Source organism: Zobellia galactanivorans (genome assembly GCF_000973105.1).
Classification (GTDB): domain Bacteria; phylum Bacteroidota; class Bacteroidia; order Flavobacteriales; family Flavobacteriaceae; genus Zobellia; species Zobellia galactanivorans.
On sequence record NC_015844.1, the window covers coordinates 1 to 26,382 of the forward strand.

23 protein-coding genes are annotated in these 26,382 nt (G+C 42.9%); 15 read left to right on the plus strand and 8 right to left on the minus strand.

The genetic code is table 11. The annotated features are described in order from the left end of the window. Nucleotides 1-138 precede the first annotated feature (138 nt). From dnaA to ZOBGAL_RS00020, 4 genes are all read left to right on the plus strand, one after another. Nucleotides 139-1,563 carry a chromosomal replication initiator protein DnaA gene (gene dnaA, locus ZOBGAL_RS00005; protein ID WP_013991386.1) on the plus strand — a complete coding sequence of 475 codons (1,425 nt, stop codon included), beginning with the start codon at nucleotides 139-141 and terminating at the stop codon, nucleotides 1,561-1,563. Nucleotides 1,564-1,569: 6 nt separating this feature from the next. Continuing rightward, nucleotides 1,570-2,016: a low molecular weight protein-tyrosine-phosphatase gene (locus tag ZOBGAL_RS00010; protein ID WP_013991387.1), complete on the plus strand. Its 447-nt coding sequence runs from the start codon at nucleotides 1,570-1,572 to the stop codon at nucleotides 2,014-2,016. 13 nt (nucleotides 2,017-2,029) lie between these two features. Next, nucleotides 2,030-2,755, plus strand: coding sequence for an SAM-dependent methyltransferase (locus ZOBGAL_RS00015; RefSeq protein WP_013991388.1), 726 nt, complete (start codon nucleotides 2,030-2,032; stop codon nucleotides 2,753-2,755). 161 nt (nucleotides 2,756-2,916) lie between these two features. Next, nucleotides 2,917-3,462: a DUF4269 domain-containing protein gene (locus ZOBGAL_RS00020; RefSeq protein ID WP_013991389.1), complete on the plus strand. Its 546-nt coding sequence runs from the start codon at nucleotides 2,917-2,919 to the stop codon at nucleotides 3,460-3,462. Between the two features lie 179 nt (nucleotides 3,463-3,641). Here ZOBGAL_RS00020 and ZOBGAL_RS00025 read toward each other — a convergent pair whose 3' ends face one another. From ZOBGAL_RS00025 to dapF, 4 genes are all read right to left on the minus strand, one after another. Then, entirely contained in the window at nucleotides 3,642-4,271 is a 630-nt protein-coding gene (locus tag ZOBGAL_RS00025) for a hypothetical protein (protein WP_013991390.1), read from the minus strand. Nucleotides 4,272-4,417: 146 nt separating this feature from the next. Then, nucleotides 4,418-5,461: an endolytic transglycosylase MltG gene (gene mltG, locus ZOBGAL_RS00030; protein ID WP_013991391.1), complete on the minus strand. Its 1,044-nt coding sequence runs from the start codon at nucleotides 5,459-5,461 to the stop codon at nucleotides 4,418-4,420. Further along, complete coding sequence (locus ZOBGAL_RS00035) at nucleotides 5,461-5,985, minus strand: GNAT family N-acetyltransferase (protein WP_013991392.1); 525 nt, start codon at nucleotides 5,983-5,985, stop codon at nucleotides 5,461-5,463. Before ZOBGAL_RS00035 ends, mltG begins: the two co-directional genes overlap by 1 nt. Continuing rightward, nucleotides 5,979-6,755, minus strand: coding sequence for a diaminopimelate epimerase (gene dapF, locus ZOBGAL_RS00040; RefSeq protein ID WP_046287250.1), 777 nt, complete (start codon nucleotides 6,753-6,755; stop codon nucleotides 5,979-5,981). Before dapF ends, ZOBGAL_RS00035 begins: the two co-directional genes overlap by 7 nt. A 185-nt stretch (nucleotides 6,756-6,940) precedes the next feature. Between dapF and ZOBGAL_RS00045 the strand changes: the two genes are divergently transcribed. The 9 genes from ZOBGAL_RS00045 to ZOBGAL_RS00085 all read left to right on the plus strand — a co-directional run bounded on the left by ZOBGAL_RS00045 (nucleotide 6,941) and on the right by ZOBGAL_RS00085 (nucleotide 18,701). Next, entirely contained in the window at nucleotides 6,941-8,332 is a 1,392-nt protein-coding gene (locus ZOBGAL_RS00045) for a S1C family serine protease (protein ID WP_013991394.1), read from the plus strand. Nucleotides 8,333-8,448: 116 nt separating this feature from the next. Then, nucleotides 8,449-9,897, plus strand: coding sequence for a glyceraldehyde-3-phosphate dehydrogenase (locus ZOBGAL_RS00050; RefSeq protein ID WP_013991395.1), 1,449 nt, complete (start codon nucleotides 8,449-8,451; stop codon nucleotides 9,895-9,897). A gap of 149 nt (nucleotides 9,898-10,046) precedes the next feature. Continuing rightward, nucleotides 10,047-10,673, plus strand: a complete 627-nt coding sequence (locus ZOBGAL_RS00055; RefSeq protein ID WP_013991397.1) for a hypothetical protein — start codon at nucleotides 10,047-10,049, stop codon at nucleotides 10,671-10,673. A 267-nt stretch (nucleotides 10,674-10,940) separates the two neighbouring features. Continuing rightward, on the plus strand, nucleotides 10,941-11,615 hold the full coding sequence (gene trmD, locus ZOBGAL_RS00060; RefSeq protein ID WP_013991398.1) for a tRNA (guanosine(37)-N1)-methyltransferase TrmD: 675 nt from the start codon (nucleotides 10,941-10,943) through the stop codon (nucleotides 11,613-11,615). Nucleotides 11,616-11,754: 139 nt separating this feature from the next. Then, nucleotides 11,755-12,105 carry a 50S ribosomal protein L19 gene (rplS, locus tag ZOBGAL_RS00065; protein ID WP_013991399.1) on the plus strand — a complete coding sequence of 117 codons (351 nt, stop codon included), beginning with the start codon at nucleotides 11,755-11,757 and terminating at the stop codon, nucleotides 12,103-12,105. Between the two features lie 714 nt (nucleotides 12,106-12,819). Next, nucleotides 12,820-15,039 carry an NADP-dependent isocitrate dehydrogenase gene (locus ZOBGAL_RS00070; protein WP_013991401.1) on the plus strand — a complete coding sequence of 740 codons (2,220 nt, stop codon included), beginning with the start codon at nucleotides 12,820-12,822 and terminating at the stop codon, nucleotides 15,037-15,039. Nucleotides 15,040-15,162: 123 nt separating this feature from the next. Further along, nucleotides 15,163-17,562, plus strand: a complete 2,400-nt coding sequence (locus ZOBGAL_RS00075; protein WP_013991402.1) for a TonB-dependent receptor — start codon at nucleotides 15,163-15,165, stop codon at nucleotides 17,560-17,562. A gap of 3 nt (nucleotides 17,563-17,565) precedes the next feature. Beyond that, a complete protein-coding gene (locus tag ZOBGAL_RS00080) occupies nucleotides 17,566-18,423 on the plus strand; it encodes a DUF4249 family protein (RefSeq protein ID WP_013991403.1) in 858 nt (285 codons plus the stop codon). A 35-nt stretch (nucleotides 18,424-18,458) separates the two neighbouring features. Beyond that, the gene (locus ZOBGAL_RS00085; RefSeq protein WP_013991404.1) at nucleotides 18,459-18,701 is read left to right on the plus strand and encodes a DUF6095 family protein; all 243 of its coding nucleotides are present in this window, start codon (nucleotides 18,459-18,461) and stop codon (nucleotides 18,699-18,701) included. Between the two features lie 4 nt (nucleotides 18,702-18,705). Here ZOBGAL_RS00085 and ZOBGAL_RS00090 read toward each other — a convergent pair whose 3' ends face one another. Then, complete coding sequence (locus ZOBGAL_RS00090) at nucleotides 18,706-19,389, minus strand: DUF4294 domain-containing protein (RefSeq protein WP_013991405.1); 684 nt, start codon at nucleotides 19,387-19,389, stop codon at nucleotides 18,706-18,708. A gap of 102 nt (nucleotides 19,390-19,491) precedes the next feature. Between ZOBGAL_RS00090 and ZOBGAL_RS00095 the strand changes: the two genes are divergently transcribed. Both ZOBGAL_RS00095 and ZOBGAL_RS00100 read left to right on the plus strand, forming a co-directional pair. After that, a complete protein-coding gene (locus tag ZOBGAL_RS00095) occupies nucleotides 19,492-20,580 on the plus strand; it encodes a M42 family metallopeptidase (protein ID WP_013991406.1) in 1,089 nt (362 codons plus the stop codon). Nucleotides 20,581-20,626: 46 nt separating this feature from the next. Then, a complete protein-coding gene (locus tag ZOBGAL_RS00100) occupies nucleotides 20,627-21,175 on the plus strand; it encodes an NUDIX hydrolase (RefSeq protein ID WP_013991407.1) in 549 nt (182 codons plus the stop codon). On the opposite strand, the gene hisS is transcribed toward ZOBGAL_RS00100, so the two are convergent. The 3 genes from hisS to ZOBGAL_RS00115 form a co-directional block, all read right to left on the minus strand. Beyond that, the gene (gene hisS / locus ZOBGAL_RS00105) at nucleotides 21,170-22,546 is read right to left on the minus strand and encodes a histidine--tRNA ligase (RefSeq protein ID WP_013991408.1); all 1,377 of its coding nucleotides are present in this window, start codon (nucleotides 22,544-22,546) and stop codon (nucleotides 21,170-21,172) included. The genes ZOBGAL_RS00100 and hisS overlap by 6 nt on opposite strands. Before the next feature lie 113 nt (nucleotides 22,547-22,659). Next, nucleotides 22,660-23,133, minus strand: a complete 474-nt coding sequence (locus ZOBGAL_RS00110) for a DUF6495 family protein (protein ID WP_013991409.1) — start codon at nucleotides 23,131-23,133, stop codon at nucleotides 22,660-22,662. 62 nt (nucleotides 23,134-23,195) lie between these two features. Continuing rightward, nucleotides 23,196-26,375, minus strand: coding sequence for a TonB-dependent receptor (locus ZOBGAL_RS00115; RefSeq protein ID WP_046287251.1), 3,180 nt, complete (start codon nucleotides 26,373-26,375; stop codon nucleotides 23,196-23,198). Nucleotides 26,376-26,382: the final 7 nt, after the last annotated feature.

Consider the following 26,382-nt stretch of genomic DNA (forward strand, 5'->3'; position numbering starts at 1 on the left):
GGGTAAATTCAATAGGGTTAGATTTTTTTTTTAGTTTTTTTGTTCACATATTTGCCTACCGAGAAAGTACGGATTATCCTCTAGACTTTCCGCCGACTTACGAAATCACTAACCAACAAAAATAAGATAAACTTTAAAATGGGTGTTACTGCTATTTCCGTATGGAACAATTGTTTGACCTTTATCAAAGACAACATTCAACCGCAGGCATTCAAAACTTGGTTTGAACCTATCAAACCGGTTAAGTTATCTGACAATGCACTGAGCATTCAGGTACCTAGTAAATTCTTTTACGAATGGTTAGAAGAACACTATGTCAAGTTGTTAAAAGTTGCACTCACCAAAGAATTAGGTGAGACCGCAAAATTGGTGTACATCATTAGAATGGAAAACACCTATGGCAACAAGGAACCTTTTACCGAAAAGATACCCAGTTCCAACAGGGCGAACATGACGCCTCAGGAAATGGACGTTCCGATAAAATCAAAAAACCCAGAGCTAAAGAATCCTTTTGTAATTCCAGGCATTCGAAATATTAAGATCGAATCGCAGCTCAACCCCAACTATAACTTTGATAACTTTTTGGAAGGAGACTCTAACCGTTTGGCCAGATCTGCCGGTATGGCCGTCGCCAACAAACCTGGAGGAACCTCGTTTAACCCCTTATTGGTCTTTGGCGGAGTAGGTTTAGGAAAAACTCACTTGGCCCATGCCATTGGAGTTGAGATCAAGGACAAATACCCTGAGCGTACCGTGCTGTATATTTCAGCCGAAAAGTTCACACAACAATATATTGAATCGGTAAAGAAGAACACCCGAAACGATTTTATCCACTTCTACCAATTGATAGACGTGCTCATCATCGACGACGTTCAGTTCTTGAGCGGAAAATCGGGAACACAAGATGTCTTCTTCCATATTTTCAATCATTTGCACCAAAACGGGAAGCAGGTTATCCTAACCTCTGACAAGGCCCCCGTAGATATGCAGGATATCGAGCAACGCCTATTGTCCCGTTTCAAGTGGGGCCTATCGGCAGAGCTTCAGAATCCCGATTACGAAACACGAATTTCCATACTAAAGAACAAACTGTATAGAGACGGTGTTGAAATGCCCGACGATATTATCGATTATGTAGCCAAGCATATCAAGAGCAATATTCGCGAATTGGAAGGCGCCATTATATCGTTAATAGCCCAATCTTCTTTCAACAAAAAGGAGGTGACCCTAGAATTGGCACAACAGGTAGTCGAAAAGTTCGTAAAGAACACCAAGCGCGAAGTATCCATAGACTACATTCAAAAAGTAGTTTCCGATTATTTTGAAATGGATGTCGCCACACTTCAGTCGAAAACGCGAAAGCGACATATCGTACAAGCAAGACAGCTTGCCATGTTCTTTGCGAAGAAATTCACCAAAGCCTCATTGGCCAGCATTGGCTCGCAAATCGGAAAAAGAGACCACGCCACCGTACTACACGCCTGTAAAACGGTCGATAACTTGGCTGAAACCGACAAGCAGTTCAGAAAATACATCGAAGACCTTACCAAGAAATTCTCTTAATCCCTTATGGAAACCAAAGTTTTAATGGTCTGCCTTGGCAATATTTGCAGGTCGCCATTGGCCGAAGGTATTCTTCAAAGCAAAGTCGACCCTAAAAAGGTCTTTGTCGATTCTGCAGGAACCGGAGGTTACCATATTGGTAACGCCCCCGACCCTAGATCCATAGCGGTTGCCCGAAAATACGGACTGAACATCGAAAATCAGCGCTGTCGCCAATTCCAGAAATCGGACTTTAAAAAATTTGACGTAATTTATGCTATGGACCGTAGCAACCTCAATAACATTTTAAACTTGGCCGATACCCAAGAGGAAGCCGAAAAAGTGAAATTGTTGCTTACGGAAGTGGAATTGCCCGTTATTGAAGTACCCGACCCGTATTGGGACGACAATGGATTTGACAAGGTATTTCACCTTATTGACAAAGCTTGTACGTCTATCGCCAAAAAACTCTAATGCAATCACAATTATGGCCAACAGAATCGAGAACCAGGGAAAGTTATATCTCATACCCACTACGCTTGGCGATAACGAACCCTTAGAGGTCTTACCTATTTCCATAAAACAGGCGATCGAACAAATTGACCATTATATTGTTGAAAACGAAAAAACGGCCAGACGCTTCATTAAAAAGATCAGCCCTCGGAAATCACAGCCGGACCTTCATTTATCGGTATTGAATAAATACACCCAGATTGAAGAAATACCCAGCTTTTTACAGCCCTGCCTAGAAGGCTTTCATACCGGAATCTTATCCGAAGCAGGCTGCCCCGGCATTGCCGACCCAGGAGCGGAAGTCGTAAAGATCGCTCACGAAAAAAACATTCAGGTAGTGCCTTTAGTCGGCCCCTCCTCTATCGTACTAGCCCTTATGGCCAGTGGAATGAACGGGCAGAGTTTTGCCTTTAACGGCTATTTGCCCATAGATGCCCCAGAGCGCAAAAGTGCCATCAAACGATTGGAAAAACTTTCAAAAGACTACGGACAATCACAGCTATTTATAGAAACCCCCTATAGAAACGACAAGCTTTTTGCCGAGTTGCTCAAAACACTACACCCCAACACGAGGGTATGTATCGCTTGCGATGTCACCCTTCCTACGGAATACATCCTCACCAAGACCGTTGCCGACTGGAAACGGACCAAAGTGGAACCCCTTCACAAGCGGCCCGCTATTTTTATTATCCAAGGGTAAACTTTCCTATCTGTATCATTTTTAAGAATATTACGGAAGCCCAAGGCAATACGCCGCAATTTCAATGAAAAGGAATATTCCTTAGATTTGAATAAAAGGCCATACCCTTAAATTGCATTTATTATATAACTGTAGCCCACAAACCAATACCCATTTAATAAATGAACCGTTTTAAAAATATCGAATACCTGAAACTTGGCAACAAAAGGCAAAACCAAGCCTACAAAGAGCTTAAGGAACTGAATATTTTTGAAAAACTTAAAAAGTACAATCCCATCTTAACAGGAACGGTCCCTATTGATATCGACGTGCCCGAAAGTGATTTAGATATTATTTGCGAGTGCAAAAACCACAGAGAATTTTCCGCAGAACTTTTATCCCTATTTGGTAAGAAAACCGATTTTGAATTAAAATCATATAAGGAAAACCAAATTCAATCTACAACCGCAAAGTTCAAGACCGATACTTTTGAAATTGAGATTTTCGGACAACACATACCCACCGAAAAACAGAATGCTTACCGACATATGGTAATTGAAGACAAAATCTTAAACTCGAAAGGCCCTGAATTTAGGGCCGAAATAAGAAGCCTCAAATCGGGGGGATTAAAAACAGAACCCGCATTCGCCAAACTCTTGGGATTAAACGGAAACCCCTATACCGAACTACTAAAGTTTGAAGCAACAATACAAGCAGAAGAAGAATAGGCTTCCCGCAGAGGCTCAACTTCCATCAAACACCAACGTATAGCGAGGCGACTGAAAGACTTCTTTAAAAAAAAGGCGAATACACACAAATACGTAAAAGGTATAAAAAAAACAAACCCCAATAGTACTATTGGGGCCTGCTCATCTTCATATGTACATTAGATCTTAAATATAAGATGTTATACTTTAGGGTTACGTTTAGGGGAAACATGGGAAATATCATAGCCCGAAAACTTTTTCATGTATTCCGCTATGGTCGTGCCATAACTGTCCGACACATCAAAAGCCCCCCAAGAACGCAAGTATTTCTTAACGTTTCCTGCTCCGGCCAAATGCGCCGCGGCCAACATTCCCGATTCCGTTATCTCTACCCCACCTATTCGTTTTCCAACGAAACGTGCGATATCTCTTCGCAGAATCCATTTGTTACGGGCTATATTCGTGTGAAAAGCCCGTTCTTGCAACACTGGATCGTTCAAGAAACGTGTTGCGTTATAAACACCCATAAGCTGTAAGGTACCGATACCAAATTGGTATTTTCCCAAATACCCTAGAGTATTCGTTGTAAAATAATTCCCTTGCGATTCTTTGAACGCAAGAGCTTCTTTAAAGCCGATATACGAACTCCCCAAAAAGGGCGGAGCCAATAATATCGAGCTATTAACGGTTTTGTTTTTGGGGAACAAAACCTCAGTAGGTTGAGTTACTTTAAGGGTTTCGGGCACTTTCACCTCTTTAGGTTCAAAACCGAAACTCAATAAAATAAAGGTAATGATCAGGGGGCTTGTAAAACTTAGCCACTTTCTCATACATTAAATTTCCTAAGACTTACGAAAAAAATAACCTGCTTAGATTTCGAAGGGCAAAGATAAGCCTGAATTAAAGTTTGAACCTAGAAGGCTTTGTTAAAAAAAACCATATTTAGTTAACAAGTCATAAACAATGGACAAAATACCTACCTTTTTATCTTTTGTGAATTGATCCACTGGACATATTGTGCCTTATTTCGGTTGTGTTGGGCCAGAGTTTTCGCAAACTTATGGTAACCGAAATTCTCTACGTTAGCCACAAAATACAGATAGTCGTGCTTTTCAGGATTGAGTACGGCATCAATGGCGGAAATGTCGGGCATAGCAATGGGGCCGGGAGGTAGGCCCGCATATTTATAGGTATTGTAAGGCGAATCCAACTCAAGGTCTTTGTACAAAACCCTCTTGATAACCGCCTTAAAATTACCCGTATGCTTTTTTAACGCATATATTACGGTAGGATCGGCCTGTAATAAAATTCCTCTTTGCAATCGGTTCAGGTACACCCCTGCCACACGTGGTCGCTCGTCTACTTTTGCGGTTTCCTTGTGCACTACCGAAGCCAATGTTATCACTTCTTCAGGCGAAAGTCCCAATTTTTTGGCCTTGGCCAAGCGTTCTTCCGTCCAAAAGCGCCTATATTCCTTAAGCATACGATCGCGAAATTCTTCAGCGGAAGAATTCCAAAAGAACTCATAGCTGTTGGGGATATACATGGCCAATCGCGTTTCTTCGCCAAAACCGTTCGCTTTTAAAAATGCCTCATCCGTAAAAGCTTCCAACAAGGTCAAACTATCGGGCTCGATCTGCATGGCTATTCTTCCCGCCAAATCGGCAATCGTTTCCTGATTGTTAAAGGCCACCCTTACCGGAACGTTTTTGCTGCGTAAGGAATTAACGATATCATTGTTGTTCATTCCTTTTACAATAGCATACTTCCCCCCTTTTACATTGGCCGCATACCCTTTGCGGATAGCGATTTGCTCAAATGATTCGGGATTTTTCAAAAGGGGCTCCACAAGCTCCTTTACATCGCCAAAACTGGCATCCGACGGAACGAACACATATGCCTTTTCATTATTAAAGCTTGTATTCGGGCTAAATACGGCGTTATAGACCTTATACGCAAAAACTCCCCCGCCAACAAGACCGGCAAGCACTATGATCAAAAGAATTCGTCTGATATACATTAAGCGTTTATTTTTTGGAACAAAATTTCATTTTTATATCCTCCTTCGGAAAAAATCCAATCTTTTTTCAAGCCCACTTCTTTAAATCCCATTTTTTTGAACAAATGGATACTAGCATCGTTCCCTTCCATCACATTAGCGTACAACTGATGCAAAGCCAACGTCCCGAAGGCATAGTCACAAAGTAGCTGTAAGGCCTCGGAACCTATCCCCTTATTCCTATCCCCTTTATCAAGAACAACGATACCTACGCCGGCCCTGCCATTTTTGGGGTCAAAATCGAAGAGGTCTATAAAACCGATGGCCAGATCGTCTTGGTTGCAGATACAAAGACGCAACTGTTTTACATCGTATATATCGCGATAGGCATTATCTAAATAAAGTTTTAAGACGTGTTTTGAGTATGGGGTAACCGTTCCGCTGATTTCCCATATTTCCGGATTGTTCTCCAATTCGTACAGAAAATCAAGGTCTTCAGGCTCGAGGGCCCTTAAACTTACATGTTCCCCTACAAGACTCAACATTCTATCTCTCCTTTGAACACCTGTTCGGCAGGACCGATCAAGTGAATGTTTTGATACACTCCATTCCGCTCTTCGAGCTTCACCTGAAGTTCGCCCCCTTGTGTCTGTATCTTGACGGTATCAGTAGCAACCTTTCCCGCACGATGCATGGCAATGGCCACCGCGGTAACGCCCGTACCACACGACAAGGTCTCGTCTTCAACGCCCCGTTCGTAAGTTCTTACGGCAAAACCGGCATCATTTAGCCCCTCTACAAAATTGATATTGCTACCGATTTGCCCGTAAAGGCCATACCTTAATTTCTTTCCTTCCTTAAAGACTTGAAAATCCTTAATATCATCTACCATCTGCACGTGATGCGGTGAGCCGGTATCCAAAAAGACGTAATCGGGTTTTTCCTTTATTTCTGAAACATCTTGCATTTGCAAGCTAACGATACCGCCTTCAACTTTTGCCCGATGCTTACCATCGGCCGCATTGAACAAGGTCTCTTTATCGATAACCCCTAGAAACTTCGCAAAAGCCACCGTACAACGACCTCCGTTACCACAAAGACTTCCTTCGTTTCCATCGGCATTGTAGTAGACCATCCGAAAATCTGTCAGTTCGTCATTCTCCAATAGGATAAGACCGTCCGCCCCTATGCCAAACTTTCGATCACACAAACGCGCTACGAGTTTGGTATCATTTTTGGGAAACAACAACTGTCGGTTGTCTATCATTACAAAATCATTCCCTGTGCCCTGATATTTGAAAAATTTGAGTGTCATACGTATATTTAAAGGCACAAATATAGGGTTTTATCATCTTTGAAATGAACGGGACAATGCAGTAGTTATAGGCCTGTATTTCTTTGGATTAAGATTTATTTGGCAGTTAAAAAGTAGTTAAAGCAAATTTAATACTCTTTAAAAACGACTAATTTTAACATATCAAAAGATTAAAACACAATAAAATGAAGAAAATTGCCAGTACCTTTTTTATCGCCCTGATTGCTGGAGCAATTACCTTGGGCAGCTACAAACTATTTTTTGAGAATACTAATTACGCCGTTATCTCCCACAACGAAGGGGAGTCGGTTTTCAATACAAGTTTAACCCCTACCTCGCCGAAGGGCTCCGGAATCAACGAAGTCGATTTTACGGTCGCGGCCGAAACCACGGTAAACGCCGTAGTTCACGTCAAGAACGTAACCATAGACAGGACCCCTCATAGTTTTATGGATTTTTTCTACGGAAGCGGAGGAAACCAAAGACCACAAGTAGGCACGGGATCAGGTGTAATCATCTCTCAAGACGGATATATCGTGACCAACAATCACGTTATTAGCAAAGCTACCAAGTTACAGGTGACCCTGAACAACAACAAGACCTACGATGCCGAGCTAGTAGGAACCGACCCTAATTCAGACATTGCCCTGATCAAAATAGATGCCGGAAAGAACCTGCCTTACTTGGCTTTTGGGGATTCCGACCATGTAAAGATCGGAGAATGGGTTTTGGCCGTTGGCAACCCCTTTAACCTTACATCTACGGTTACCGCAGGTATCGTTAGCGCCAAGGCCCGTGACTTAGGAAGAAATCAATCGTTTATTCAAACCGATGCCGCAGTAAACCCTGGTAACAGTGGCGGCGCCCTAGTGAACACCAATGGGGACCTTGTTGGAATCAATACTGCAATCACCTCACAAACCGGAAGTTATGTTGGATATTCATTTGCGGTACCCAGCAATATTGCAAAAAAGGTTGTCGACGATATTCTTGAATACGGTAACGTTCAAAAAGGGATACTAGGTATTTCGGCCTTAAACGTAAATACGCCTTACGCCATTGAAAACGGCCTTAATGAAATAGAAGGGGTTTATGTATCAGGTGTGGAAGAAGGAACCGGCGCCGAGGAAGCCGAACTTCAAGAAGGTGACATCATCAAAAAAATAGATGAAATCAAAGTTCGCAAATTTGCCGACCTTACAGGTTACCTATCCGCAAAACGCCCCGAAGATACCGTAGAACTTACGATTGACAGAGATGGGGAAATATTTACGGTACCGGTGGTACTTAAGAAAAGACAAACGGTAATTGTTCCCGTCATGGGCCTTGAAGTCAAAAACCTCACCAAGGAAGACATGAAAAAATTCAAAACCAAAAAAGGAGTAAAAGTAGTCGGCGTACCTGAAACCTATAGAGGAAACGGTCTTGAAAACAAGGTACTATTATCGGTAAACGACAATGAAATCAACGATATCGAAGAAGCCCGCGCCCTATTTGGAAGTATTTCGAGATACGGAAGAACAAGTATTACCATGGTTAATGAAAAAGGAGAAAGGGAACGCCTCATATTTCAATAATCCATTAGAATATTCAATTTACAAACGCCCTTTTTGAGGGCGTTTTTTTGTTTTAATCTGTTCTAAATGACACAAAATAACTAGTTTTACACCAAAAATATAACCCAACCCAACAGATGAAATCAAACGCCTCTTATGAAAAAGAATTGGCCTTTCAAGCGGACAGAAGAAAGGCTACTACGGAATTCATTAAACTTGTCAGCGACCTTTGGTATGACAAGACCATAGAAATCGTGCTTTTCAAAAACCAGGTCATCGACAAAAATGTGAGCGACATTATCAATTTGCACGAATACGCCGGGGAGTTTGTACAAAAACCGATCTCGATTTTCGACTCGACGGAAATCTTACGGGCCATAAACGACATTAAGCTCCCTCCTGCCAAACTTGATATCGGCAAATTGACCTACGAGTACCATTCCGACAACAATGATTTTGACGACATCAAAGCCTTTGTTTACAACAAGCTTAAAGATGCCGATGAAGCCATTCCCTTTAAACCCAAAGACATCGTGCTATATGGTTTTGGTAGGATAGGCCGAATTTTAGCCCGTGAACTGATGGCCAAAACAGGCCAAGGCAACCAACTACGACTTAGGGCCATTGTCACCCGCGACGCCCAAGACGAGGCTTTATTGGAAAAAAGGGCGAATTTGCTCCGTATCGATTCGATCCATGGTAAATTTTCGGGCACCGTCGAAGTCGACGCCAAAAACAAGGCCCTTATCATCAATGGAACTACGGTATATATGATTAGGGCCGACCGTCCCGAATCAATAGACTATACGAAATACGGCATCAACAACGCCCTAATCATTGACAATACGGGAGCCTTCAGGAACAAGGAAGAACTTTCACGCCATTTAAAGGCCGAAGGGGTTTCCCAAGTATTGTTGACCGCACCGGGCAAGGAAGTCCCCAATATTGTACACGGTGTCAACCATAAAATGTACGACCCCGACGCGATAGATATTTTTTCCGCCGCATCGTGCACAACAAATGCCATCACCCCCATACTCAGCATCATAGAAGACAGCCTGGGCATCGTAAAAGGACACTTAGAGACCATACATGCTTACACCAACGACCAAAACTTGGTCGACAATATGCACAAAAAGCACCGACGGGGCAGAGCCGCCGCATTGAATATGGTCATTACCGAAACAGGCGCCGGCCAAGCCGTGGCAAAGGCCCTACCCCAATTAAAGGGCAAATTAACCTCAAATGCCATACGTGTACCGGTACCCAATGGTTCCTTGGCCATATTGAACCTTGAGATCAAGAACAAGACCTCGGTTGAAGGCATCAACACCATTCTAAAAAAATACGCCCTTGAAGGCGATTTGGTAGAACAGATCAAGTACTCCCTGAGCAAAGAGCTGGTTTCATCGGATGTGGTCGGCACCAACGCCCCTTCGATCTACGACAGCAATGCCACCATTGTCAGTGCAAATGGAAAAAACATCATATTATATGTGTGGTACGATAACGAGTACGGATACTCACATCAAGTGATTCGCTTGGCCAAATATATAGCCAAGGTCAGACGCTACACCTATTATTGATTTTTAAACAGTTACAGGGATATCGTTTTACCCAATTATTGGGGTATTTCTCAATGAATACCAACCTTATCCTTGATTTTTTTTATTAATTGATATTATTGGATTACTTTAGTCGCCTCTAAATCATTAATTCAAAGATTCACTTCAACATGAAAGGTTTTAGAATACTTTTACTTATTACCGCTTTAATGGCGTTCAACCTACAATTCGCCCAAGAAGAAGAAACTGGGGCGCAAGATGAGCTATCGCTTGAAAAAGGGCCCATAGACAGTCAGTTTGAATATATATTCACAAAATCGGGCAATTATAGGGCCGACGGAAAAAAATACGAAGTCGTTCGTACTATTTCCTTAGACAAACTACGTCAAAACGTGTTGGATACCCTTAGTGGCTACAATAAACGGGCCGCTGAATTAAAAGCTACCATTGCAGGGCACGAATCTACTATCGGTTCACTTAACAAGAAATTGGAAGAGACCACCAATAACCTTGCAGCGGTAACCGAAGAAAAAGACAGTATGTCGTTTTTAGGCATTATGGTATCAAAAAGTACTTATAACGGTATTCTTTGGACCGTTATCGCTTCACTTTTGGCCTTGTTGCTTTTCTTTATCTACAAGTTCAGGAACAGCAACTACCTAACCCAAGAAGCCAAGACCAATCTGGCCGAGCTGGAAACGGAATACGAAGATCACAGACGTCGTGCTCTCGAAAGAGAACAAAAGATAAGCAGGCAACTGCAAGACGAAATCAATAAGTACAAAAAACAGAAATAAAAAAAAGCTCCTCACGGAGCTTTTTTTTTTGGGGAATAAGCCAAGTGATTTTCGCCGGCGCACTTCCAACTATCCCATCAAGGAGAAGGCCCTTTTTCCGTGGGAAGCCCTATTGAGCCTCCCCTCCTTTCGCTACAAAAGGCACCAAGCATTAAGCTTGGGGAATCGCCCAAGTCAATCCGTACAAAAATGACATAGGGTGTTTTGGATAAAAAAATTCGCCCTCTTTTCACTACTTTTGCCCACTAATTCATTTCAAAAATCAAAATGCGCATAGACATCATAACCGTTTTACCAGAATTGCTCGAAAGTCCCTTTGGCGCATCTATTATGAAACGGGCCGTTGAAAAAGGCCTAGTGGAAGTGCATATGCACAATTTAAGGGACTATACCGACAAGAGTTATAATCAGGTAGATGATTATCAATTTGGAGGTGGAGCAGGTATGGTACTCATGATCGAACCTATAGACAAGTGCATTTCCCAACTGAAATCGGAAAGAGATTATGACGAGGTCATTTATATGACTCCTGATGGGGAGACCTTGAACCAGCGTATGGCCAACGGATTATCGCTATTGAACAACGTAATCATTTTATGTGGCCATTATAAAGGTGTTGATCAAAGGGTGCGCGATGCTTTTATCACTCGGGAAATATCGATAGGAGATTACGTTCTTTCAGGAGGCGAATTGGGGGCCGCCATACTTTGTGATGCGGTCATTCGGTTAATTCCCGGCGTACTCAACAACGAAACCTCTGCCCTAACCGACACCTTTCAAGACGACCTTCTAGCGCCACCGGTTTACACCAGACCATCGGAATACAAAGGAATGAAAGTACCCGATATCCTACTGAGCGGCAACTTTCCCAAAATAGAAAAATGGCGCGAAGACCAAGCCCAGAAAAGAACGGAGAAACTACGCCCCGATTTGCTGAAATAAGGCCATTTTGCCCTATACCACAAAAAATCAGTAAAATATATTGCAAATTCTAATTTATAGACTATTTTTGCACCCTGTTAAATCAACCTCTGACGAAAATCGTGAATGTTGACCATAACATAATCATTAAAACCATATCATGGAAGCATTATTAAAATTCGTAGAAGACGAGTTTGTTCCAAAAAAAGAATTTCCTGAATTTTCAGCTGGTGATACCATTACGGTATACTACGAAATCAAGGAAGGTGAAAAAACACGTACGCAGTTTTTTAGAGGCGTCGTAATCCAAAGAAGAGGTTCTGGTTCTACCGAAACCTTTACCATCCGTAAAATGTCAGGTACTATAGGTGTTGAGCGTATCTTCCCTATCAACATGCCGGCCTTACAAAAAATCGAAGTGAACAAAAGAGGTAAAGTACGTAGAGCTCGTATCTTCTACTTTAGAGGCCTTACCGGTAAAAAAGCACGTATCAAAGAGATTCGTTCTTAAACCGAAAAACATATGTTTTAAGAATCCCGCAATAGCGGGATTCTTTTGTTATAAACAATTGTTAATAGCCCCGGTTCATAACATGTTGATTTTAAATATGTTAAATATTTAGGCCAGAGCAATCTTTTTTACTAAATTTATAGAACAATAACAAAACAGCTCTGTCGAATGAGAGGTTTTAAAATTGTTATAGAGTTAGCGTTCTTTATATTGTTGTTTAGGTTTTGTGAATATTTGAACATTCGATCGGCGTAGACCGAAAGACGTTCAATAAGCAAAACGAGCATATCTTCAAAGGGCTGTCGCCTTTTGACCACGGATAATGTGATCGTAATAATCCAGAAGGGAAGACACTGATCCAAACTTAGGATGCCATGCGAGTAAATAACAAGAAGGGTGTTTCAATTGTAGCTTGGTCGCAAACCGTAGTACAATTAGACCCCAAACGTTGAAATTGTGAAGCGAACGCAATCAATGGTTGCCGATCTGTCGAAAGAACAGGGAAGAAAGTTTGCAATACCAATTTCTAAAAAGCCATGTCAATGTACACGTACAATGATATGGCTTTTGTTTTGTCCTTTTATTACATAATTCTTAATCTTTTTGTTAAAATACAATTAAGAGAGGCCCATACCACAACAAGCCCCTATCTTTTGCTCGCAAGATTACATAAAATCGTATATTTGCTCCGCTTTAAATTAAACCTTTCCTTACATGTCCAAAATATTTTACACAAAAACAGACGAAGCGCCAGCTTTGGCTACACTATCTTTTCTTCCAATTGTAAAAGCTTTTACCAAAACTGCCGACATTGGCATAGAGACCAAAGACATTTCTTTGGCCGGAAGAATTATAGCGGCATTTCCCGATTTCTTAAAGGAAGAACAACGAATAGCGAACGACTTGGAAGAGTTGGGAGCCCTAGCTAAAAGCCCGGAAGCGAACATTATCAAACTTCCGAACATTAGTGCTTCCGTTCCTCAATTGAACGAGGCTATCAAAGAACTTCAAGACAAAGGATACGCCTTGCCAAATTATCCGGACGAGCCTTCAAATGACACTGAAAAAGATATAAAGTCGAGATACGACAAAATCAAAGGTAGTGCGGTAAACCCCGTACTCCGCGAAGGAAACTCTGACCGTAGGGCCCCAAGAGCCGTAAAAAACTACGCCAAGCAGAACCCCCACTCCATGGGAGCTTGGAGTCCTGATTCAAAAACCCATGTGGCCACAATGGAACATGGGGACTTTAAGGCCAATGAAAAATCATTGACCCTTCCCAAAGCCACCGATATACGAATCGAATTGGTAAAGAACGATGGCGGTACGGTTGTTCTTAAAGACAAACTAAGCCTTTTGGAAGGTGAGATCATCGATGCCACCATAATGAGCAAAAAAGCCTTGGTCGCCTTCCTTAAAGAGCAAATCCAAGATGCCAAAGATAAAGGTGTTCTGTTTTCGCTTCACATGAAGGCCACTATGATGAAAGTCTCCGACCCTGTTATTTTTGGCCATGCCGTAGAGGTTTTCTTTGCCGATGTGTTCAAAAAATACGAAGACACCTTTAAAACTTTGGGTATTAGCGCCAATGACGGACTAGAAAACTTGTTCGTTAAGCTCAATGAATTACCTGCAGACCAAAGGGAAGCCATTGAAAAAGACATAGAAAAAACCATAAACGAGGGTCCTGACCTAGCTATGGTAAATTCCGACAAGGGCATTACCAACCTTCACGTTCCCAGCGATATTATCATCGATGCCTCTATGCCGGCCATGATCCGTAATTCAGGAAAAATGTGGAATGCCGAAGGCAAACTTCAAGATACCAAAGCGGTTATACCTGATAGCAGCTATGCCGAAATATACTCTGCAACCATAGATTTTTGCAAGAAACACGGAGCCTTTGACCCGACTACCATGGGTACGGTACCCAACGTTGGCCTAATGGCACAAAAAGCCGAAGAATACGGGTCTCACGACAAAACTTTCGAAATTGGCGCCGCAGGTGTCGTTAATGTTGTAGACATCCATTCAGGTGAAGTTCTAGAACAGCACACCGTAGAAGAAGGTGATATCTGGCGTATGTGCCAAGTGAAAGATGCCCCTATCCAAGATTGGATCAAGTTGGCGGTATCAAGGGCCCGAGCCACTAATGACCCTGCCGTTTTCTGGTTAGATAAAAATCGTGCACATGATGTAGAATTGATCAAAAAAGTAAAGGCTTACCTTCCCGACCACGATACCACTGGTTTGGATATCCGTATCCTTTCACCTAAAGAAGCTACCGAGTTTACCTTGGCACGCATGAAGGAAGGCAAGGATACCATTTCAGTTTCCGGAAACGTTCTTAGGGATTACTTAACCGACCTTTTCCCCATATTGGAAGTAGGTACCAGTGCCAAAATGCTTTCTATTGTACCCCTTATGAACGGTGGCGGACTTTTTGAGACCGGTGCCGGTGGATCTGCCCCAAAACACGTAGAGCAATTTTTGGAAGAAGGCCATTTACGATGGGATTCCCTTGGGGAATTTCTTGCACTAGGGGTTTCCCTAGAGTTTTACGGGGAAAAGAACAAAAACAAAAAAGCCCGAATTTTAGGGGACGCACTAGATAGCGCCACCGAAAAATTCTTGGTCAACGATAAATCGCCTTCAAGAAAGGTCAAGGAAATCGACACAAGGGGAAGCCACTTCTTTCTAGCCATGTACTGGGCCGAAGCCTTGGCAAACCAATCGGAAGACCCAGAATTGCAAGCAACTTTCAAAAAAGTGTTCGAAAGCATCCAAGCGGAAGAATCCAAGATCGTTGACGAGTTGATGCAGGCACAGGGAAGTCCGCAAAACATCGGGGGCTATTACAAGCCAGATGACATTCTTGTAGAAGAAGCCATGAGGCCTAGTAAAACTTTTAATGCTATATTGGAAACAGTGTAATTTCAATAGCATAACAACTAACAAAGGCCCCTACGTTAATAGGGGCCTTTTCTTTTTAAAATACTGTTAACATTTTCCTTACAGCTATTTTTCTGGTTACATTTATCAAAAATTGTGCTTTAAATGCTCCCATTCAACAAAGTCGTTTTCTCGGTTTTATTACTTTTTTCCTTTTCAACCTTCGCCCAACAGCGATACACCTTAAGCGGAACCATTTCGGAAGCTTCCAGTAACGAAACCCTCATCGGGGTTACCGTAGTTTTTCCCGAACTCCAGACCGGTGTCACTACCAATGAATATGGTTTTTATTCCATTACATTGCCCGAAGGTAAATACAAGTTACAAGTAAGCTATCTGGGCTTTCAGGATATAGTGGAGACCATTACCCTGGACAGTGACCGCAAAATGAACTTTTCCTTAGAGGAAAGCGCCGAACAACTGCAAGAGGTAATCGTTACCGAAGATGTCGAAAAAATGGATATTCGCAAACCCCAGATGAGCGTAAACTCATTATCGGTAGGTACCATAAAAAAGATTCCCGTCATCTTGGGCGAAGCCGATGTCATTAAATCCATTCTACTGCTTCCGGGCGTCACCAATGCCGGTGAAGGGGCCTCAGGCTTTAATGTCCGTGGCGGTGCCGTTGACCAGAACTTAATTTTGTTGGACGAGGCCACCATCTTTAACTCATCGCATTTATTCGGGTTCTTCTCCGTCTTTAATCCCGATGCCATAAAAGACATCAAGCTTTACAAAGGGGGAATCCCCGCGCGTTACGGAGGAAGGCTTTCTTCCGTTCTTGACATTTTCCAAAAAGAAGGCAACAGTAAAAAAATAAAAGTCAACGGAGGCATAGGCGCCGTGGCAAGCCGCTTATTGGTAGAAGGCCCTATCGTAAAGGACAAGGCCGCCTTTCTCGTAGGAGGTCGGGCTTCATACGCCCACCTTTTCCTCCCGCTTTTTGACGTAGACAATTCGGCCTACTTCTACGACCTGAACACCAAACTGAGTTACAACATCAACGACAACAACAGTATCTTCCTTTCGGGTTATTTTGGTCGCGATGTGTTCGGCATTAGCGATAGCTTTGTAAATACTTATGGAAACGCCGTGGGGAATTTCAGATGGAACCACTTGTTTTCCGACAAACTATTCTCTAACCTTTCATTGATCTATTCTAACTATTACTACGGGCTAAAGCTCGATTTTGTCGGGTTCGATTGGAATTCAGGTATAGAAAATTTCAATATTAAATACGATTTGAAACATTATGTCAACGACAAATTTCAAGTCAATTACGGAATCAACAATATTTATTACCGCTTTAACCCCGGAAAAATACAGCCTAGCAATGCCGATTCGGGTATTGTAGAAGAACAGCTTACCCAAAAATACGCCAACGAGTTTGCCGCTTACATCGATATTGAGCATGACCTTACCAAAAACCTAAGCCTAAACTACGGTTTACGGTTCAGTAATTTTGTCCGTTTGGGCCAAGATGAAGTCAACGTATACTTTAATGATAATCCCGTCAATTTTGACCCGGTTTTAAACGTGTACCAAGAAGCTCGGCCTATTGATAGTTACAGTGTTGAAAAAAGTGGCAGCCTAGCTACCTTCAATAACTTCGAACCCCGTATTTCACTAGCCTATACCCTTAACAACAACAGCTCTTTCAAGGCGAGCTACACCCGCCTTGCCCAATACCTACACCTTCTTTCAAATACCAGCTCCCCTACTCCCTTGGATGTATGGACACCTAGCGGACCATTTATAAAACCCCAGCTTTTGGATCAATATGCCGTAGGCTATTTTAAAAATTTAAAGGAAGGTGACTATTCCGTAGAAACGGAACTGTTTTATAAGGATATACAAAATCGAATCGATTATATCGACGGGGCCAATTTAATTGCCAACGATGCCATTGAGCAAGTTATTCTTAACGGGGAAGCAAGGGCCTATGGTTTGGAGTTTTTGTTCCGAAAGAACGAAGGCAGGTTTCAGGGCTGGCTCGCCTATACCCTATCGAAATCGGAACAAAGAACCCCTGGAAGGACGGTTCAATTGCCCGACGGCACTTCCTTTACCGAATCGGGCATCAATTCCGGGGCCTGGTACAACACCCCGTATGACAAAACCCACGACATATCGGTCTATGCCAGTTACGACCTGAATGACAAATGGAACTTCAATACCAATTTTGTATTTCAGACCGGGCAACCTACCAACTACCCCATCGGCCAATTTAGCTTTCAAGGGTTGACCATACCTTACTATGGCCCAAGGAACGAAGAACGATTGCCCTCCTACAACCGTATGGACGTTTCCGCTACCCTTACCCCACGAAAAAACAAGAATCGAAAGTGGCAGGGCGAATGGGTGTTCAGCATTTACAACGTGTACAACCGAAGAAATGCAGCCTCCATAAGCTTTAGCCGTAACCAAGATACCGGCGTCAATGAAGCCGTACGTACCTCTATCTTTGGTGTAGTGCCCGCCGTAACCTATAATTTCAAATTTTAGTCCATGAAAAAACTGATCTATATACTTTGTATGCTTCCTTTTTTCACGGCCTGTGAAGATGTGGTCGAAATAGATGTCCCCACCGACAAACCCCGGTTGAGTGTCGACGCCCTAATGCGTATCAATACTACAGAAGCCTCTACCTCCTATACGGCCGAAGTAAGGGTAAGTGCCTCCAGTAACTTTTTTGAATCTATAGAACCCGTAGAACTCGACCTGATCAGCCTTACCAATGTAGAGACCCGAGAAACCATAAATCTTTTTAATACGTACAACGGTAGCGGTATTTACCAAGGTGATACCACTATTGATTTTATGACCTCGGGCGAACTTATCCTTTATATGGAATACCAAGGCGAACAATATGCAGCACGCACCACCTATGTCCCAACAGTACCCATAGACAAGCTCGTACAAGGTGACGCTACGCTTTTTTCAGGAGACGAGACCGAAATTATCGTAGCTTTTAAAGACCAGCCCGATCGTACCGATTTTTATCTGTTCGACTTTGATTTCAACGAATACCTGGTCACCGAAGACACTTTTTACCCTGGCCGTACCTTTGAATTCTCTTATTTTTATGATGACAATGTAACCGACGGCATGAATATAGAGGTCAGTATTATGGGTGTGGATCAGTCGTTCTATAATTATATGAACCAATTGATCGTTCAATCGGGCGGTGACCAAGGTCCCTTTCAAACACCATCGGCCACGGTTCGCGGCAATATCGTGAACGTCACGGGAATTGAAGACCTTTCGGAACTAGACGACCTTGCCTCAATTGTTGACCAAGACAATTTTGCACTGGGATACTTCGCCGTATGCCAGACCTTTACCAATACCATTGCAGTTGAATAAAATAGTTTACAGAACCTAAAGAAGCCCCCCTACACATGTCTCAAAAGAGAACGGACAAAGAATTACTCGTAAAGGGTATTAAACACATCGCCTACACCATTGCTTTGATGTTTCTGGCCCCCGGTGTTATTTACCAAGCCTTTAAAAACCAAGGACACCCTTTGTACTGGCCTGTTCTTATATTAGGGTTTATTTTTGCAATTGCCGCTATAGTCATGGCTTTTTACAGCCTCAAACTTATTATGGAATCGCTTTTCGGGAAGAAAACAAAAAAATGAGCATCTAATGCTTATTACCTACTTTGCCCCATTTATTGCTCAACTGGGCGTAGTCATAGTCCAGTACCGATTCTTGGCGTTCAAGCCTAAAATCGGAAAAGGCACGCTGCAGGATATCCTCTATCAAGTAATCTTCATGTACCTTATCGGGCTGAAACCTTTCCTTTAGGCTTATACTGAACATACTAGCGGTAGTGTTGTACCAAAATGCGCGCCAACCGCTTCTCAGCTCCTTGACCAGATCGAATGCCGTTTCCCCGGTTTGGCGGTATATCAATTTTACCAAAATTTGACCTTCGGTTCGGGTGAGTTTTTTTAGTTCTTCAGAAAACTCCTCTTCAATAAACTTCTGCACCTCTTTGGTGTACCTCTTCTGATGTCTCTTTTTTTTGATTTTGGTGATACTATCGGTAAGTTCAACCAAACGTTCGGCGGCCAATTTAGCGTACGGATATACTTTTATGGTTTTTCTCCGCAATATATAATACCGTAGTTTATCTTGATAAGAAGAGAATTTTAGTTTTCCGAACAGATATACTTCATCAAGATCGATGGAATTCCGAAAAATAGAGTCACCTTCCAGTATAATCATCTTTTCGGTAACCGAGTCCAATGGCTGTTCTTCCACTTGGGCATACCCCAAAAAAAAGAGGTTGATCAAAAATAAAGTTAGAATCGTATTTTTCATGGCACGCTATAAACAAAAGCCCTACAAAATTAACGATAATTAAGACCGCTTATTATTAATTAAAAGTGAATATTAGTAAATTCGTATTTAAATATAAACTTAATGGCTACAAAGAAAATACTTACCAAAAAATCACTCGATTTTTTTGAAAAATACCTGAACAACGCGGCCCCTACAGGCTACGAATGGGAAGGTCAGAAAATATGGATGGATTACCTAAAACCCTATGTCGACACTTTTATTACCGACACTTACGGTACGGCGGTCGGCGTCATCAACCCTGATGCCAAATTCAAGGTGGTCATCGAGGGGCATTCCGATGAAATCTCTTGGTATGTAAACTACATTACCGACAATGGTTTGCTCTATGTTATCAGAAACGGTGGAAGCGATCATCAGATAGCCCCATCAAAATGGGTAAACATCCACACCAAGAACGGAATGGTCAAAGGTGTCTTCGGATGGCCTGCCATTCACACACGCGACAAAGGAAAGGAAACCCCTCCGAAACTAGATAATATCTTTATAGACATAGGGGCCAAGGATAAAGAGGAAGTAGAAAAAATGGGCGTTCATGTAGGATGCGTCATTACCTACCCCGACGAGTTCCAGATACTGAACGGTGACAAATTTGTCTGTCGCGCCATCGACAACCGGGCCGGTGGTTTTATGGTTGCCGAAGTGGCCCGCCTACTTCACGAGAACAAGAAAAAACTACCTTTCGGCCTTTACATTACCAATGCCGTTCAGGAAGAAATAGGCCTTCGTGGTGCAGAAATGATTACCCAGACCATAAAACCGAACGTTGCTATCATTACGGATGTCTGCCACGACACCACTACCCCGATGATCGACAAAAAGACCCAAGGTCATACCGAAATCGGTGCAGGCCCCGTAATTTCTTACGCCCCGGCCGTTCAGAACAAATTGCGCGAACGCATCTTGGAAACCGCGGAAGCCAACAAGATTCCGTTTCAACGTATGGCCGCCTCCAGGGCTACCGGAACCGATACCGATGCTTTTGCCTACAGTAACGGCGGCGTAGCTTCGGCCTTGATCTCTTTACCCCTGCGCTATATGCACACCACGGTAGAAATGGTTCACAAAGACGATGTTGAAAACGTAATCAGGTTGATTTATGAAACCCTCTTGAATATTAAGGACGGGGAAACTTTCAGCTATTTCGATTAAACAAACTACAACCCTCCTTGAAAAAGGAGGGTTTATTTTTTTGGTTATGGACGAATTAATAGATATTCTTGATTCCGAAGGAAAGCCTACGGGCAAAACAGCAATGAAATCGGAGGCCCATCGTAAAGGATGGTTTCACCCCACCGTGCATATTTGGCTCTACACCGCCAACGGACGCCTTCTCCTGCAGCAAAGGGCCAGAACCAAGGACATACACCCCTTGCTCTGGGACGTCTCCGTCGCGGGCCATATAGGGGCAGGCGAAGCTATTGAGATTTCGGCAATTCGGGAAATTCAAGAAGAAATCGGACTTACCGTACCACCGGAAGCACTCGAAAAAATAGGCGTCTTTAAATCCATGCAAAAACCTTCCGACGAGCTCATGGATTATGAGTTTCACCATACGTTTTTATGCGAACTCAAAGAACCCCTCCACCACCTTAAGAAGCAAGAGAGCGAAGTAGAAGACCTCAAGCTGATATCCTTGATCCAATTTTCCCAGGAGACATGGGGACTCGCCAACTTGGGCAAATACGTTCCCCACAGCATTGAATACTACAAAACCGTTATAAAGGAAATCAAAAAACGCTTATAGGCCCGCTACAAAATCACCTACGGCATCAAGGGCATAGGTTTGCTGGTCACCGCTTTCCATGTGCTTGACGACAAAGGAATTTTCCTCCAGCTCTTTTTCACCTATCAAGATCACATAAGGTACGTTGCGGTTATTGGCGTATTTAAATTGTTTCTGGATTTTTGCCTTTGAAGGATACACATCGGCTTTCACTCCTTTTTTTCGCAGGGCGGACACCAGTTTTAATGCGGCCAAGGCTTCCTTGTCCCCAAAATTCAAGCAAAGTACCTGTAACGACCTGTCGATGCTCTCGGGAAAAAGTCCCAATTCCTCCAACACCAAATAAATACGGTCGAGTCCAAAGGAAATACCGACGCCGCTCACATCCTTTAAACCAAAAATACCGGTAAGGTCGTCGTAGCGGCCACCGCCACCTATAGATCCCATTTTAACACCCTTTGGCGCCGCTACCTCAAAAATAGCACCGGTATAATAGTTTAGTCCGCGCGCCAAGGTTACATCAATAGAAAGATTGGCGGACTGAAGTCCCATTTCTTCAATGGTACTCACAATGAAAGTAAGCTCTTCCACCCCTTTGCTTCCGGTTTCCGAATCTTTCAAGAGTTCTTTTAAGGCCTGAAGTTGATCGAGGTTACTTCCTGAAAGTGAGAAAAGTGGCTCTACCTTGGCTATGGCCTCGGGAGTGAGTCCCCTTTCCGCCATTTCCTTCTTCACGCCTTCTTCCCCTATCTTATCAAGCTTGTCCAAAGCCACGGTAAAGTCGATTAAAAGGTGCTGTGCCCCGATCACCTCGGCGATACCCGAAAGAATTTTTCTGTTGTTTAATTTGATATTGACACCCTCTAACTTCAATTCGGTAAAAACGGCATCGTACAGCTGCACCAGTTCTATTTCCTGCAATAGGGAATCAGACCCGACCACATCGGCATCGCACTGGTAAAACTCGCGAAAACGGCCTTTTTGGGGCCTATCGGCACGCCAAACCGGCTGAATTTGGTACCGCTTGAACGGGAAATCAATTTCATTCTGATGCATGACCACATAGCGGGCAAAGGGTACGGTCAAATCGTATCGAAGGGCCTTTTCCGAAATCTTGGGTGTCAATGCACCTGAATTTTTAGAACTATAGGTAACATCATCGACCTTGCTAAGATAATCCCCTGAATTCAAAATCTTAAAAATCAAGCGATCCCCTTCATCGCCGTATTTTCCCATAAGGGTATCTGAATTTTCAAAAGAAGGCGTTTCAATTGGCTGAAAACCAAAGGTCTGAAAATGCTTTTTTACAATGTCAAAAATATAATTCCGTTTGATGACTTCGGAAGGGGTAAAATCCCTTGTTCCCTTAGGTATGCTTGGTTTTTGTGCCATTGGATGTAGTTGTGGTGCAAATATAAAATTTTAGAAAGAGCAGTGCCGTTTTATCTAGACATTCCCTACCCGCCTCTTTCCGGAATTGGAGTGTTCTTAAAATGTTGGTCAGCTTAAACCTCTATAAGCTTATCGAACCATTGGTACAGTTCTCCCTTGGTAATAACGGCCCCTTGCTGAATCAGCTTGAATTTATCTAAGTTCTTATCTTCGGAATAGGCCTTTGATGCTGCAAGGTATTCCACAAAATCGGACTGCCAGTTTTTCTTGAACCAAGAAAAACCGAGACTCGTGGTCAAATCGATTTCAGGGTTCATGACCTTTACCGACAATAGCTTCATTTCCTTTTCCGTCAAATGAAACAGATGCATCTGTTTTTCGGAAATATTCTCTAAATACTCCACTTTGGTCAATACGCCTTCCCAGACCAAATCGCTAAAGACATCAATTTCATCTTCGGCCACTTGGGGACGGTTCGTTTTAATATCTTGCCATTCATCGGCGGTAATCGATTGTGTTGCCAAAAAGTTGATAAACTCTTGATGCAGCTCTTCTAATTGCTGCTTGGTAAGCCTCATGTATTTCATGCTGCAAAAATAAAAAGGCCGTACGAAACGTACGGCCTAAATCTTATAAATCTTAAGTTAATTTAGAAAATATAACGTAAACCGAATTGCATCTGCCACCTAGAGAACAAACTTGAGTCATACCCGAAGGATTCGGTAAGTTGTTCATTGAACGTATACGTAGGCACATTGTCGGCATCTACCGATACGGATAGCGGGTTGAGACTGTTCGGTTGCTGAATTACGCCCCAATCACTGTTCAATAAATTACCAAAGTTTAAGATATCGATACTGAACTGAATGGTATGCACCTTATCTTCAGACACATTGAAACGGTAATCTTGCAAGAATTTCACATCCCACTTTCCACGCCATGGAGCAAGAGCGGCATAACGATCAAAATACTGCCCCCTATTATCGCTCATGTAATCATCTTGATGAATAAAACTCTCAAAAGCCTCAGCTTGCCCGGCACCGGTAAATTGCATTTGTTGAACTTCTGCAGCCGTTGGAATGTAAATCAAGTCATTGTTCTGAAACGAACTATCATTATTGATGTTACCCGCATAGGTATAATTGAACCTACCTCCTTGGGCATATTCAAAGAAAGTAGAAATCGTAGTAGACCACTTGTTATTGCTACCATAGTTAAACTGCTTGGCCGCAGCACCGATAACCCTATGGGTATCTCCATATTTCGAATAAGACAATACATCTTGGTTGGCATCCCCTAGGTTGGGGTTGAAATCAAAGGCATCGCCCGTAATCTCAGCCTCTATGGAATTCACATCTTGCGCGTTCAGATAGTTATAGGCAACACTTGCAAACAGTCCGTTATCCCATGTTTTCTGGGCCTTTAATGAAGCATTCCAGATTCTACCTTTATCGGAATTGGTGAACACATAGGCATTGTTTCCTTTGTCGGCAGCCGTATAAACGGGTCTGTTATCGCCAGGTGCATCTAAAGTTGCGGAAGGATTTCGCAATCCCCAGTTCTGAACATGGGCCCCGTTAAGGTCTTTGGTGTACGAAATATCGGCCGTCAAAATAACGCCACTATCAAACCTATGGTCAGCACCGATATTGGTACGCCATACTTGTGGCCATTTGAAATCAGGATCAACAATCTGGTAGAAAAACGAATCCAATCCCTGAACTTGGTTTCCTAACCAAACGAATGGGAAACGACCGGTAAAAACCCCACTACCCCCTCGAATCTGGGTAGTTTGACTTCCATTGACATCCCAGTTAAAACCTACTCTTGGAGAGATTAGGAAATCATTGTTCGGTAATGTCTCCGAATCCAATAAAGTTTCCTGACCGGTCTGTGGATTAAAATATGAAATCGTAGGATCAAAGGTAAAAGGCTTCCTTGCAATATTCTCTTGAATCTTGTCATCCGTATCAAAATACAAGGGCTTGTCAAAACGTACACCATAGGTCAGTTTAAAATCCGGGGTAATACTCCAATCATCCTGTACATAAAAAGACAATTGCCCCACATTGGTTTCAGCCAAGGCCCAACCGCCCGCATTACCAACACCTGCAGCATTGCTATTCGTAAAAATATTCTGTGCATTGGCCAAAGCCGCAGCCAAAGTACCGTCGTTTATATCGGTTTGAAAGGCCGCTAAACTAGGGTAAGACGCAAAAGCTCCCACCTCTTGAACAAAGTCACCATTTTCATCATATCCGTAAGCCCCAAGGTTAAAAGAGTTGTCAAATTGAAATTTCTCGAACGAAACCCCTGCGGTCAAGGTATGGTTCCCCACAAAGTAGTTGAAGTTGTTCGTAAGCTGAAATACCTTTTGATCTAACGTATTGTTTATAGAAAAGGGTTCATGGCCTGCAATAATATAATTGCTTCCCGCCCCATCTTGGATCGTAATGGCGGGAATTGGCGCAGAAAACGGATTTCTAAAATCGTCAAAATGCGAATAACCTACCTGAAGTTTGTTTGTAGCATTATCCCCAAAAGTAGAGTTCAGCTCCAACTGAAAAGACTGAAGGTTGTTGTTGATTTCATAGCCCGAATTTTCGAACTGCAACACTTGGGCACTAGGTCCGCGAACACCCAAGGCAGTAGGGTGGGCAGGTTTCTCTTTGGAAGAATCCAAAAAGTTGTAAATCACCGCCAAGCGATGATCGTCGCTTATGTTCCAATCTAATTTCAATATCCCCTTTGTAGATTCGGCTCCATAAGTAAAACCTTCATATCTACCGGTATCATACCCCAATCCTGCAAGTGCAGATTGTACGGATATCAAATCACTTTCAAGCACCCTAGATTCGTTAATGGCCCCCGAACCCGTATTGGGTACCCAACCGTTAGTCCCTAAATCATCGCGTTGATCGCGCTCAAAGTTGGCAAAGAAAAAGAGTTTGTTCTTTATAATAGGCCCGCCGATGCTTACACCATATTGATTTTGTTTTAGGTCTGGCTTCACCACTTCTTCTCCCCTAATCTTGCCTCCCGTTAGACTCTCGTTTCTAAAGAAACCGTAAACAGATCCGTGAAACTCATTGGTTCCGCTCTTGGTCACCGCATTGACGGTAGCTCCGGTAAAACCTGATTGGGTAACGTCGTAAGGAGCCAATGATACTTGAATTTGATCGATGGCATCCAAGGAAATAGGTTGAGAACTGGTTTGTCCACCTGGCCCGGGAGCATCAAGACCGAAAGGATTTCCAAAAAAAGACCCATCTAAGGAAAAGTTATTGTACTGGTCGTTACGACCTCCAAAAGACAAGCCTCCCGTACCCGGAGTTCCCGACGCACTCGGTTCCAATCGAGTAAAATCTTCTGCCGACCTTGAAATGGTAGGTAATTTGGTAAGCTCCCTTCTTCCGACACTGGTTTCCGAACCGGTACGGTCGCTTCCGAAGGTACCACCACGATCTGAAATGACTACAACTTCGTCTAAAGCTTGGCTTTCGGTCATTAGGTTGACATCTAAAGTAAAGGTTTTTCCTAGACTTAAAAATATGTCGTTCAAGGTCTGTTCCTTAAAACCTATGTACGAAACGGTTACCGTATACGGACCGCCCACCCTAAGGTTCAAAATTTTAAAAAGGCCGTCTTCGTTGGTAATTGCCCCGTATTTGGTACCTGTAGGTGTATGCACCGCTACAACATTGGCCCCCAGCAAGGGTTGATTTTGATCATCGACCACCGAACCTGACATGTTCGAAGTAGTCACCTGAGATACTGCCGTAAAAAACGAAAAGAGCAGCAAAAAGCTAAAATGGAGTTTGTAAGACATAATCATC

Excerpts from the sequence above, each read along its gene's own strand:
- ZOBGAL_RS00110 (WP_013991409.1), bottom strand. The coding sequence starts at position 23,133 with ATGAAATACATGAGGCTTACCAAGCAGCAATTAGAAGAGCTGCATCAA.
- ZOBGAL_RS00070 (WP_013991401.1), top strand. The coding sequence starts at position 12,820 with ATGTCCAAAATATTTTACACAAAAACAGACGAAGCGCCAGCTTTGGCT.
- ZOBGAL_RS00015 (WP_013991388.1), top strand. The coding sequence starts at position 2,030 with ATGGCCAACAGAATCGAGAACCAGGGAAAGTTATATCTCATACCCACT.
- ZOBGAL_RS00095 (WP_013991406.1), top strand. The coding sequence starts at position 19,492 with ATGGCTACAAAGAAAATACTTACCAAAAAATCACTCGATTTTTTTGAA.
- dnaA (WP_013991386.1), top strand. The coding sequence starts at position 139 with ATGGGTGTTACTGCTATTTCCGTATGGAACAATTGTTTGACCTTTATC.
- mltG (WP_013991391.1), bottom strand. The coding sequence starts at position 5,461 with ATGTATATCAGACGAATTCTTTTGATCATAGTGCTTGCCGGTCTTGTT.
- dapF (WP_046287250.1), bottom strand. The coding sequence starts at position 6,755 with ATGACACTCAAATTTTTCAAATATCAGGGCACAGGGAATGATTTTGTA.
- ZOBGAL_RS00035 (WP_013991392.1), bottom strand. The coding sequence starts at position 5,985 with ATGTTGAGTCTTGTAGGGGAACATGTAAGTTTAAGGGCCCTCGAGCCT.
- ZOBGAL_RS00050 (WP_013991395.1), top strand. The coding sequence starts at position 8,449 with ATGAAATCAAACGCCTCTTATGAAAAAGAATTGGCCTTTCAAGCGGAC.
- ZOBGAL_RS00055 (WP_013991397.1), top strand. The coding sequence starts at position 10,047 with ATGAAAGGTTTTAGAATACTTTTACTTATTACCGCTTTAATGGCGTTC.
- ZOBGAL_RS00080 (WP_013991403.1), top strand. The coding sequence starts at position 17,566 with ATGAAAAAACTGATCTATATACTTTGTATGCTTCCTTTTTTCACGGCC.
- ZOBGAL_RS00045 (WP_013991394.1), top strand. The coding sequence starts at position 6,941 with ATGAAGAAAATTGCCAGTACCTTTTTTATCGCCCTGATTGCTGGAGCA.
- ZOBGAL_RS00090 (WP_013991405.1), bottom strand. The coding sequence starts at position 19,389 with ATGAAAAATACGATTCTAACTTTATTTTTGATCAACCTCTTTTTTTTG.
- ZOBGAL_RS00020 (WP_013991389.1), top strand. The coding sequence starts at position 2,917 with ATGAACCGTTTTAAAAATATCGAATACCTGAAACTTGGCAACAAAAGG.
- ZOBGAL_RS00025 (WP_013991390.1), bottom strand. The coding sequence starts at position 4,271 with ATGAGAAAGTGGCTAAGTTTTACAAGCCCCCTGATCATTACCTTTATT.
- hisS (WP_013991408.1), bottom strand. The coding sequence starts at position 22,546 with ATGGCACAAAAACCAAGCATACCTAAGGGAACAAGGGATTTTACCCCT.
- ZOBGAL_RS00115 (WP_046287251.1), bottom strand. The coding sequence starts at position 26,375 with ATGTCTTACAAACTCCATTTTAGCTTTTTGCTGCTCTTTTCGTTTTTT.
- ZOBGAL_RS00085 (WP_013991404.1), top strand. The coding sequence starts at position 18,459 with ATGTCTCAAAAGAGAACGGACAAAGAATTACTCGTAAAGGGTATTAAA.
- ZOBGAL_RS00075 (WP_013991402.1), top strand. The coding sequence starts at position 15,163 with ATGCTCCCATTCAACAAAGTCGTTTTCTCGGTTTTATTACTTTTTTCC.
- ZOBGAL_RS00010 (WP_013991387.1), top strand. The coding sequence starts at position 1,570 with ATGGAAACCAAAGTTTTAATGGTCTGCCTTGGCAATATTTGCAGGTCG.
- rplS (WP_013991399.1), top strand. The coding sequence starts at position 11,755 with ATGGAAGCATTATTAAAATTCGTAGAAGACGAGTTTGTTCCAAAAAAA.
- ZOBGAL_RS00100 (WP_013991407.1), top strand. The coding sequence starts at position 20,627 with ATGGACGAATTAATAGATATTCTTGATTCCGAAGGAAAGCCTACGGGC.
- trmD (WP_013991398.1), top strand. The coding sequence starts at position 10,941 with ATGCGCATAGACATCATAACCGTTTTACCAGAATTGCTCGAAAGTCCC.